Below are 275 nucleotides of genomic sequence, written 5' to 3'. Positions count from 1 at the left end.
GCTTCTCGCCGGCTCAGTCATGTACCTCGTGCCGTTCTTCTGGATGCTCTCGACCAGCCTGAAGACCCCGGATCAGGTGTACGAGTTCCCGGTGAGGTGGCTTCCCAACCCCGTGGACTGGGCCAACTACGTCGAGATCTTCTACGAGGCGCCGCTGTGGACTTACCTCGGCAACACCGTGTTCATCACCGTGGTCGGGGTGTTCGGAAGCGTCCTCAGTGCCGCGCTGGCCGCCTACGGTTTCGCGCGCTTCCGCTTCCGATTCCGTGAGCCAC

General features: G+C 62.9%; 1 pseudogene. It reads left to right on the top strand.

What is annotated here, in order from left to right:
• Nucleotides 1-275: pseudogene (locus SB660_RS20315) on the top strand (carbohydrate ABC transporter permease); the annotation flags it as partial.

The organism is Bacillus sp. SIMBA_005, assembly GCF_046535585.1.
Classification (GTDB): Bacteria; Bacillota; Bacilli; order Bacillales; family Bacillaceae; genus Bacillus; species Bacillus pumilus.
Note: the sequence above shows the minus strand (reverse complement) of the source record. Positions and strands in the feature narration are given on the sequence as shown.